8 protein-coding genes and 1 tRNA gene are annotated in these 8,468 nt (G+C 72.2%); 2 read left to right on the top strand and 7 right to left on the bottom strand.

Annotated elements, in window-relative coordinates; translation table 11 throughout:
- The 6 genes from NBW84_RS19730 to NBW84_RS19705 all read right to left on the bottom strand — a co-directional run.
- Positions 1-427: Rho termination factor N-terminal domain-containing protein (locus tag NBW84_RS19730; RefSeq protein ID WP_250286290.1), on the bottom strand; the 427-nt coding region annotated here is incomplete at its 3' end.
- Positions 428-875: 448 nt separating this feature from the next.
- Positions 876-2,063, bottom strand: a complete 1,188-nt coding sequence (locus NBW84_RS19725; protein ID WP_250286287.1) for a homoserine kinase — start codon at positions 2,061-2,063, stop codon at positions 876-878.
- The gene (gene thrC / locus NBW84_RS19720) at positions 2,060-3,259 is read right to left on the bottom strand and encodes a threonine synthase (RefSeq protein WP_250286284.1); all 1,200 of its coding nucleotides are present in this window, start codon (positions 3,257-3,259) and stop codon (positions 2,060-2,062) included. Before thrC ends, NBW84_RS19725 begins: the two co-directional genes overlap by 4 nt.
- Positions 3,256-4,539: a homoserine dehydrogenase gene (locus NBW84_RS19715; RefSeq protein WP_250286292.1), complete on the bottom strand. Its 1,284-nt coding sequence runs from the start codon at positions 4,537-4,539 to the stop codon at positions 3,256-3,258. The genes thrC and NBW84_RS19715 overlap by 4 nt, the downstream gene beginning before the upstream one ends.
- 190 nt (positions 4,540-4,729) lie before the next feature.
- Positions 4,730-5,788 (bottom strand): DALR anticodon-binding domain-containing protein, encoded by a 1,059-nt coding sequence (locus NBW84_RS19710; RefSeq protein WP_250286282.1) that lies wholly within the window; start codon positions 5,786-5,788, stop codon positions 4,730-4,732.
- Positions 5,789-5,855: 67 nt separating this feature from the next.
- Positions 5,856-6,248: a response regulator transcription factor gene (locus tag NBW84_RS19705; RefSeq protein WP_445548535.1), complete on the bottom strand. Its 393-nt coding sequence runs from the start codon at positions 6,246-6,248 to the stop codon at positions 5,856-5,858.
- Positions 6,249-6,321: 73 nt separating this feature from the next.
- Between NBW84_RS19705 and NBW84_RS19700 the strand changes: the two genes are divergently transcribed.
- Positions 6,322-6,393, top strand: a tRNA-Arg gene (locus NBW84_RS19700).
- Positions 6,394-6,601: 208 nt separating this feature from the next.
- Here the strand turns inward: NBW84_RS19700 and NBW84_RS19695 are convergent.
- Positions 6,602-6,790 (bottom strand): hypothetical protein, encoded by a 189-nt coding sequence (locus NBW84_RS19695; RefSeq protein WP_250286279.1) that lies wholly within the window; start codon positions 6,788-6,790, stop codon positions 6,602-6,604.
- Between the two features lie 307 nt (positions 6,791-7,097).
- Between NBW84_RS19695 and NBW84_RS19690 the strand changes: the two genes are divergently transcribed.
- On the top strand, positions 7,098-8,144 hold the full coding sequence (locus NBW84_RS19690; protein ID WP_250286277.1) for an MBL fold metallo-hydrolase: 1,047 nt from the start codon (positions 7,098-7,100) through the stop codon (positions 8,142-8,144).
- Positions 8,145-8,468: the final 324 nt, after the last annotated feature.

Genomic DNA, 8,468 nt, shown 5'->3' with positions numbered 1-8,468 from the left:
GTGCTGGCGCGCCGGTGGGGCCGGCGGCCGGCTCCGGCTGCGCGGCGGGGACGGCCGCGGCGCCCGGCGTCCCGGCCGGGGCGTCGTCGGCCTGGCCGCTGGGAGCCTGCACGTTCTGGATCGCCGCGATGAGCTGCCCCTTTCGCAGACGTCCCACGCCCTGGATACCCAACGAAGCCGCCATGGCCTGCAACTCCGGTAGCAGCATGGCCGAAAGGCCGGTGCCTGAGCGCCGGCGTCGCGTGGAGCCGGTGTCCACGGACGACGTCGGTGTCTGTGACCCCGCAGACTCACGTGCGCTGTCAGGCAGCACGTCGGTGGTGTCGCTCAAGATGTTCCTTCCCTGAAGGGACCGGCTTACGGAAGCCGGGTGATACTTGTTGACCTTCTTCGCCTGGGCATCCCACATGGAAACGATATTCAGCACCGGTGGGCAGGCAGAGCGCCCATGACGGCGCCAACGGCTGAGTACCGCGTGCGAACTCGTCTGTCCCGCTGAGGACTTGACCGGTGCTGGCCGAGGCTTCGATGACGAGGCTGAGGCACCAAGTCCGGTACCAGGTTCCGGCTACGAGGAGCCGGTGGCACCGGCGGGCGAGCACGCGCCGCGGCAGCAGCGGGTGCAGCCACCAGACTATCCAGACGCAGTCACCTGGGCAACATCCTTGCCGGCGTATTGCTTCGGAGTCATCCGTTTCCCGCCCGGGCCGGGGCCATTTCAGCCGATGTGCCGTACTCGTGAGGAGCGTCCACCGGACTTACGGAGCATGCCGGACAGACGTGCCACGCGCGGAACGGACACATCGGCGCCTGTCGCTCGGGAAGCTGTGGAGGATTCCCCACCGGCCGCGGCAGCGGCGGCAGCGGCCGGGCCGTCAGCCGACGACGAGCCTGGCCTGCGCCCCGTCCCGGTCGACGGGCAGGTCGAACACGCTGAAATCCCCGCCGGCACAGGCCCGCGCGAGGGCGGCCTGGTCCTCGTCGACGGCCAGCGCCAGCACCGTCGGTCCGGAACCCGACAGGACGGCCGCCAGCCCCGCCGCCCGCAGCCGGGCGAGCAGACCGCTGGTCTCGGGCATGGACGGCAGCCGGTAGGGCTGGTGCAGCCGGTCGTCGACGGCCGCCAGCAGCGCGTCCCGCCAGGACACAGCGCCCGGCCGGACGCGTTGTTGACTCCCGGTCTGGCTCCCGGCCGGCGTTCCGGCGGGAAAGCCGGCCGGCCGGTCACCGGCGAGGCCGGGACACCCGTTCCGCCCGTCGCCACGCGGCTGGCCGTCCCTCGGGCCGGCAGCGACGCGGCCGCCGTTTTCCGGCCCGGGCGTTTGCGGGGAGGCCTCCGCGGCGCTACCGGCCCCACCGGGGCGGGGCCGCGGGTTTCCCGGCATCGCCCACGGGTTTCCCGACATCGCCATCGCCAGCAGCGCGGCCCGCCCGGCGCTCATCGCCGCGTCCGCGTGGGGCACCCTCGCCGGCAGCGCCACCCGTGACTGTGCCGTCGACTGGCGGCGGGCGGGCACGAACACGACCGGCCGCAGGTCCTCGGGCGGGTCGGTACGGGCCACCCGCGGCGGGCCGTCGCCGTCGTGCCAGGCGATGGTGAAACCGCCGTAGAGGGCGGCGGCGACGTTGTCCGGATGCCCCTCGAGCCGACAGGCGAGCGCGAAGGCCTCCGGGATGCCCGGCCGGCCGCCGCCCAGCGCGCTCGCCGCCAGCAGGCCGCCCACGATCGCCGCGGCCGACGAGCCCAGGCCCCGGCCGTGCGGGATGCGGTTGACGCAGGCCAGCCGGAGCCCGGCCGGAGTGGTACCGGCCGCGGCGAAACCGGCCCGCAGGGCGCGGACGACCAGATGGGTCTCGTCGCGGGCGCCGTCGTCCTCACCGGCCACCTCGATCGACAGACCGGCGCCGGTGACGGTGACGGTGAGCTCGTCGTACAGGCCGAGGGCGAGACCACAGGCGTCGAAGCCCGGGCCGAGGTTGGCGCTGGTCGCCGGTACCCGCACCCGGGCCGTCTGGCCCGTCCGGGGCACGGTCAGCAGCGGTGACGCCGCCGGGTGGTTCACGACCCGTGCAGGTCGAGCGCCGTGGCCGCGGCCGCCACCGTCGCCGGTATGGTCACCGGCCTGGCCGCCCCGCTGATCGCCCACTCGGGGTCCTTCAGCCCGTTGCCCGTCACGGTGCACACCACCCGCTCGCCGGCCTCGACCCGGCCCGCGGCCCGGGCCTGCAGCAGCCCGGCGACGCTCGCCGCGCTGGAGGGCTCGACGAAGACGCCCTCGCGATGCGCGAGGAGCCGGTAGGCCGCGAGGATCTGCCGGTCGGTCACCGCGTCGATCCCGCCGCCGGAGTCGTCCCGGGCCCGCACGGCAAGGTCCCACGACGCGGGGTTGCCGATCCGGATCGCGGTGGCGATCGTCTGCGGCCGGTCCACCACGCTGCCGCGCACGATGGGGGCGGCACCGGCCGCCTGGAAACCGTGCATGCGGGGCCGGCCGGCGCCGCTGCGCGCGTCCTCCTCGACGTAGCCGCGCCAGTAAGCTGTGATATTCCCCGCATTTCCGACCGGCAGGCAGTGGACGTCGGGAGCCGAGCCCAGATCTTCGACGATCTCGAAGGAAGCGGTCTTCTGCCCCTCCAGGCGGAACGGGTTCACCGAGTTGACGAGGGTGACCGGGAAGGTGTCCGCGAGCTCGCGGGCGACCCGCAGGCAGTCGTCGAAGGAGCCGTCGAGCTGCAGCAGACGGGCCCCGTGGACAAGGGCCTGCGCCAGCTTCCCCATCGCGATCTTGCCGTCCGGCACCAGCACGGCGCAGGTCAGCCCGGCACGAGCGGCGTACGCGGCGGCGCTGGCACTGGTGTTGCCGGTGGACGCGCAGATCACCGCCTGGGAACCCGCCTCGACCGCACGGCTGATGGCCATCGTCATCCCACGGTCCTTGAACGAACCGGTCGGGTTGGCACCCTCGACCTTGAGATGGACCTCGCAGCCGGTCAGCTCGGACAGGTGAGCCGCGGGCAGCAGCGGGGTCCCGCCCTCCCGGAGAGAGACCACCGGCGTGTCCGCGGAGACCGGGAGCCGGTCCCGGTACTCCTCGATCACTCCCCGCCACACCCGGCGCGTCCTGGCGGCCCGCGCCGCCTCGGCGGCGGGGCCCGCGACCGCCTGCGGCACGGCTGCCCGTGCCGCAGGCGACCCCACCGGCACCGTCGCCGCAGGCGACCCCACCGGCACCGTCGCGGCACGCGATGTTGTCGTCACAGCTCACCTCCCTCGACCCGCATCACGCTCGCGACGGCGCGGACGACGTCCAGTTCCCGCAGCTCCTCGACGGTCGCGGACAGGGCCGCGTCGGTGGCCGCATGCGTGATCAGGACCAGACTCGCGTCGTCGCCGTGACCGTCCTGGCGGACGCTCTGGATGGACACGTCCTGGCGCGCGAACGCGGCGGCGACCGAGGCGAGCACCCCGGTCTTGTCCGTCACGTCCAGGTTGATGTGGTAGCGCGTCACGGTCGCGCCCATCGGCAGGACGGGCAGGGCCGCGTAGGCGGACTCCCCCGGGCCACGCCGGCCGGCCAGCCGGTTGCGCGCCACCGCGACCAGGTCGCCGAGCACCGCGGACGCCGTGGGCGAGCCACCGGCCCCACGGCCGTAGAACATCAGCTGACCGGCCGCCTCCGCCTCGACGAACACGGCGTTGAACGCCTCCCGGACCGCCGCCAGCGGATGCGTCCGCGGGATCATCGCCGGGTGCACGCGCACACTCACTCCGGGTGCCTCCACCGACCGTTCGGCGATGGCGAGCGCCTTCACCGTGCAGCCCATGGCGCGGGCGCTGGCGATGTCCGCGGCGGTGACGTCACCGATGCCCTCCCGGTGGACGTCGTCCAGGGTCACCCGGGTGTGGAACGCCAGCTGCGCGATGATCGCCGCCTTCGCGGCGGCGTCGAAGCCGTCGATGTCCGCGCTCGGGTCGGCCTCGGCGTACCCGAGCGCGGCCGCCTCCTCAAGGGCCTCGGCGAAGCCGGCACCGGTCTCGTCCATCCGGGTGAGGATGTAGTTGGTGGTGCCGTTGACGATGCCGAGCACCCGGCGGACCCGGTCACCGGCGAGGCTCTCCCGCAGCGGGCGCAGCAGCGGGATCGCGCCGGCGACCGCCGCCTCGTAGTAGAGGTCCACGCCGTGCGCGGCGGCGGCGTCGTACAGCGCCGCGCCGTGGGTGGCCAGCAGCGCCTTGTTCGCCGTCACCACCGACTTGCCCGCGCGCAGCGCGGCGAGCAGCCAGCCGCGGGCCGGTTCGATGCCGCCGACCACCTCCACGACGATGTCGATGTCGTCCCGGGTCGCCAGCGCCGCCGCGTCCCCGGTGAAAACCGCCGGATCGACCGGGAGGTCGCGCGCGATGGACGGGCGGCGGACGGCCACGCCGGCCAGCTCCAGGGGCGTGCCCACCCGGGCGGCGAGATCTTCGGCATGGGTGTGCAGCAGCCGAACGACGTCACTGCCGACCACACCACACCCCAGCAGCGCAATCCTCATCATCGCCGGTTCCTCATCGCGGATTCCTCACCGGAGCTTCTCCCCGTGGCCTGCCCCAGCATGCCCCTGCCGATCGTGGACGTGCCCCTGCCGGCCGTGGGCCTGGCCCTGCCGATCGTGGACGTGCCGGCACAGCCACCGGCGGGTACCGGCTGGTGGACGGGCGAACGGGCCTGGTCACGCACGACAGTCACATCCTCGTCGGAGCCGACACGCCCAGCAGGTGGAGGCCACCGGCAAGCACGATCCTGGTCGCGTCGGCGAGCAGCAGCCGCGCCCCGGTGAGCGCCCCTGCCGCGTCGTCGCCCCGGGGCAGCACCTCGCATGCCCCCTGGAAACAATGGTAGGTATCGGCGAGCTCTTCGAGGTAACGCGCGACCCGGTACGGTGCCCACGGCTCAGCCACCGCCGCGACGGCCCTCGGCAGATCACCCAGCGCCCGCAGCAGATCGCCCTCGCGCGGATGGGTCAGCAGGGACACGTCCGCGCCCTCGACATCCACCCCCAGCCCCAACTGCCCGGCATTGCGCAGCAGCAGACAAATACGTGCATGAGCATACTGGACGCGGAAAACCGGGCTGTCGTTGGCCCGCCTGGCAATGACGTCGAGGTCGATGTCGCGCACACCGACGCTGCCCGGTGGGAGGCGGGCGAGCGAATAACGGGCCGCGTCCGCCCCGACCGCGTTCACCAAGCCGGCCAGACCAGCCAGGTCGGCGAGGCCAGCCAGGTCGGCGGGGCCGGCGATCGAACCAGTGGCGGTGCGCCCGCCGCCGACGTGATCGCCGCCGTCACGGCGGCCCGCCTGATCGTCGTCGCTGTCCGGCCGCCGGAAACCGGGCACGACACCGTCGCCCGCGGCACCACGGACCGCGGCGTCTTGGGCCGCGACGTCCCGGGCCGCGATGTCGCGGACATAGCCGTCGCCCGCGCGCACGACCGTCCGGGCGATCTCGCCGAGGGCGTCACTCGCCAGCCGGATGTTGAGGAAGCCGCCGGCGGCGACATCGACAGCGGACACCGCCCGGTCCAGACGCAGCCGGGCCGCGACCGCCTCCGCGATCTCCCGCGGCGGCCGACGCGCCGGCCGGGCGAGCCGGAGGGCGAGCGGGGTGGCGTAGTCACCATGCCCCGCGGCCCTGGGACGTGCGACCGGCACCGTCGCGGGTACCTCCACGTCGAGCTCGTCGTCCGCGACAAGATCGCGAACGATGGCCCGCAGGGTTTCCGCGAGATCGGCCGGAGTCATGGCGTGATGCTATCGGCGCGCACCGGCCCCGGCCGGCCGCCGAACCCCGGACGGGCCGGTCGTGACCTCAGACGGGCTGGCCGCGGCCGGCGGCGAGCCGGCGCACGACCCCGATCAGCTCGTCCGGGTCGAAGGGCTTGGTGAGGTAGTAGTCCACCCCGAGCCGTTCCCCACGCCTGAGGTCCGCGGCCTGGGCGCGCGCGGACAGCAGGACCACCGCGATGTCCGCCGTGGCGGGATCCTCGCGCAGGCGGGCAACCACGTCCCAGCCGTCCAGGTGCGGCATCATGACGTCCAATGTGATCACATGCGGCGCGACGGACCGGACCCGCTCCAGACAGTCGAAACCGTCGACCGCGGTGTACACCTCGAAGCCCTCCAGCTCGAGGTTGACCACCACAAGCTGGCGGATCACGGCGTCGTCATCCACGACGAGGACGCGCGGGGCTTCGCAGTACACATCCGGAGCTTACGGCTACCCGGCCGGATGACCACCCCCACGGGCCTGGTACGGTAAGAGCCGCAGCCCCGGAGCCCCCGTAGCTCAGGGGATAGAGCACTGCCCTCCGGAGGCAGGTGCGCAGGTTCGAATCCTGCCGGGGGCACACGTTGTGACTTACAGTAGCAAGAGCTGCATTTTTCCTGCTCATAATAGCTACTTCAGGACATAGATTCGCTACCTTCCACTGGCTCCAGCTTCGGCCCTGTACACCCGCAACGCCGACGGCTTCCACGGGCTGGACGAAGCGGTCACCGTCATCGCGCTCTGATCATGCCCAACCGGCGAAGCTCATGCATCGCCACGGCGGACCCTCAACGGTTGAACTCCGGCCATTCCAGCGAGGCCGGCTCGTCGGTGCCGCTGGTACCGGACTCCCAGCTGCCCGGCTCATCGAGGTATCCCTGCCAGCCCGCCGGATCCTCCCGCTGGATCCGGGCGTAGGCCTCCTCGATCGCGGACCAGTGCTGCTCGGCCTCCAGCCTGCGCGACTCGACGTCCAACAGAACCTCCCGGCCCGGGCAGGCCGACCGGCCAGGGAGGTGATGAGCGTGGCCGGCCGGGCCGGCGGAACATCGGCCCCGGGGCGGGGATGCCCGTCGTCGACAACGGACCGGGCAGCGGACGGAAGACAATGATCACTTGCGTCTCGGGCCGTTCGCGTCCCGCCGGGGGGAACTGGCGCGGCGGGAGACGGGCGGCCGGTCGGCACAGTAAAATATATTAATTCTAATTATATTTAGATGGATGACGCTGGATAGGCCGAGAGCGTCGCGGCCGCCGGCCGAAGAACCGATCGAGGAGACGTGCGTGCCACCGCCGCCGAACGAACAGCCCGACGACTGGACGGAGCCCGGCGCGCATCCCGTGGCGGCCGGGGTCTACCGCATCCCGCTCCCACTGCCGTACAGCGGTCTGCGCGCCGTGAACGTCTACGTCGTGCCGGACGACGACGGCCTGGTCGTGGTGGACTCCGGCTGGGCCATGCCGTCCACCGAATCCGCGCTGGTCACCGCCCTGGGCACGCTCGGCTACCAGCTCGACGACGTCTCCCGCGTGGTGGTGACCCATGCGCACCACGACCACTACACCCAGGCCCTCGCCCTGCGCGCGCGGTTCGGGACAAAGGTCAGCATCGGCCGGGAGGAGCGCCACTCGATACACGCCGGCGGGGAAACCGAGGTCCTCGCCCGTCCACAGATCGCGATGCTGCTGCGCTGCGGCGCCCCCGAGCTGGCCGAACGCTACGCCCGATACCTGCTGCACGAGACGGACCACTCGCAGGACGCGCCGTGGGGCACCCCCGACAGCTGGCTCGACGACGGCGACGTCGTCGGCCTGGCGAAGCGCAGGCTCGACGTCCTCGCCACCCCCGGGCACACCCGCGGCCACGTGGTGCTTCGTGACAATGCCAACGGCCTGCTGTTCGCCGGCGACCACGTGTTACCGCACATCACCCCATCACTGGGGTTCGAGTGGGCGCCCGAACCGTCGCCGCTGCGCAGCTTCCTGCAGTCGCTGCGGCTGATGGGCGGCCTGCCCGACACGCTGCTGCTGCCCGCGCACGGCCCGGTCACCACCAGCGTGCACCGGCGGGTCGAGGAACTGCTGGCCCACCACGAGGCACGTCTGGACAGCGCCGCCCGCAATGTCCGCGCGGGCGCCGAGACGGCGTTCCAGGTCGCGTCGGCGATGCGCTGGACCCGCCGGGAACGGCGGCTGGACGAACTCGACACGACCAGCCAGACGCTGGCCGTTCTCGAGATCGAGGCGCACCTCGACCTGCTGGTGGAACACGGCCAGCTGGTGGCGGCCACCGCCGAGGACGGCGTTGTGCGCTACGCCCCTCGTGGCTGAGGGCCCCATGGCTGAGGGCCCCATGGCTGACATCCGCTACTGGACGACGGATCCTGGCAGAAACGACGACGGACGGTGACGGAAAAGAAGATCTATCGTGGTATTTCATCCTAAAAACAGATCGATTGTTGTTAGCATGCTGGAACGTTGCTTGTCGGCGCTAGGTGTGCGCACAGGGGCGTGTTACGCTCCCCTCCGCCGGAGGGGACCGGACATGTAAGGACTCATGTTGCCCAGACTTCTGTCCTCCGCACCGATCAGATCCAGGTTCAGGACCCGGCGGCGGCTCCTGGCGGCGGCGTTGGCACTGCCGTTGGGTGTTGC

Origin of the sequence: Protofrankia sp. CiP1_Cm_nod2, assembly GCF_920664355.1 — a bacterium.
GTDB lineage: Bacteria > Actinomycetota > Actinomycetes > Frankiales > Frankiaceae > Protofrankia.
The sequence above is the reverse complement of the archived record's forward strand: the minus strand, read 5'-3'. Positions and strand labels throughout refer to the sequence as shown.

Excerpts from the sequence above, each read along its gene's own strand:
- NBW84_RS19715 (WP_250286292.1), bottom strand. The coding sequence starts at position 4,539 with ATGAGGATTGCGCTGCTGGGGTGTGGTGTGGTCGGCAGTGACGTCGTT.
- NBW84_RS19710 (WP_250286282.1), bottom strand. The coding sequence starts at position 5,788 with ATGACTCCGGCCGATCTCGCGGAAACCCTGCGGGCCATCGTTCGCGAT.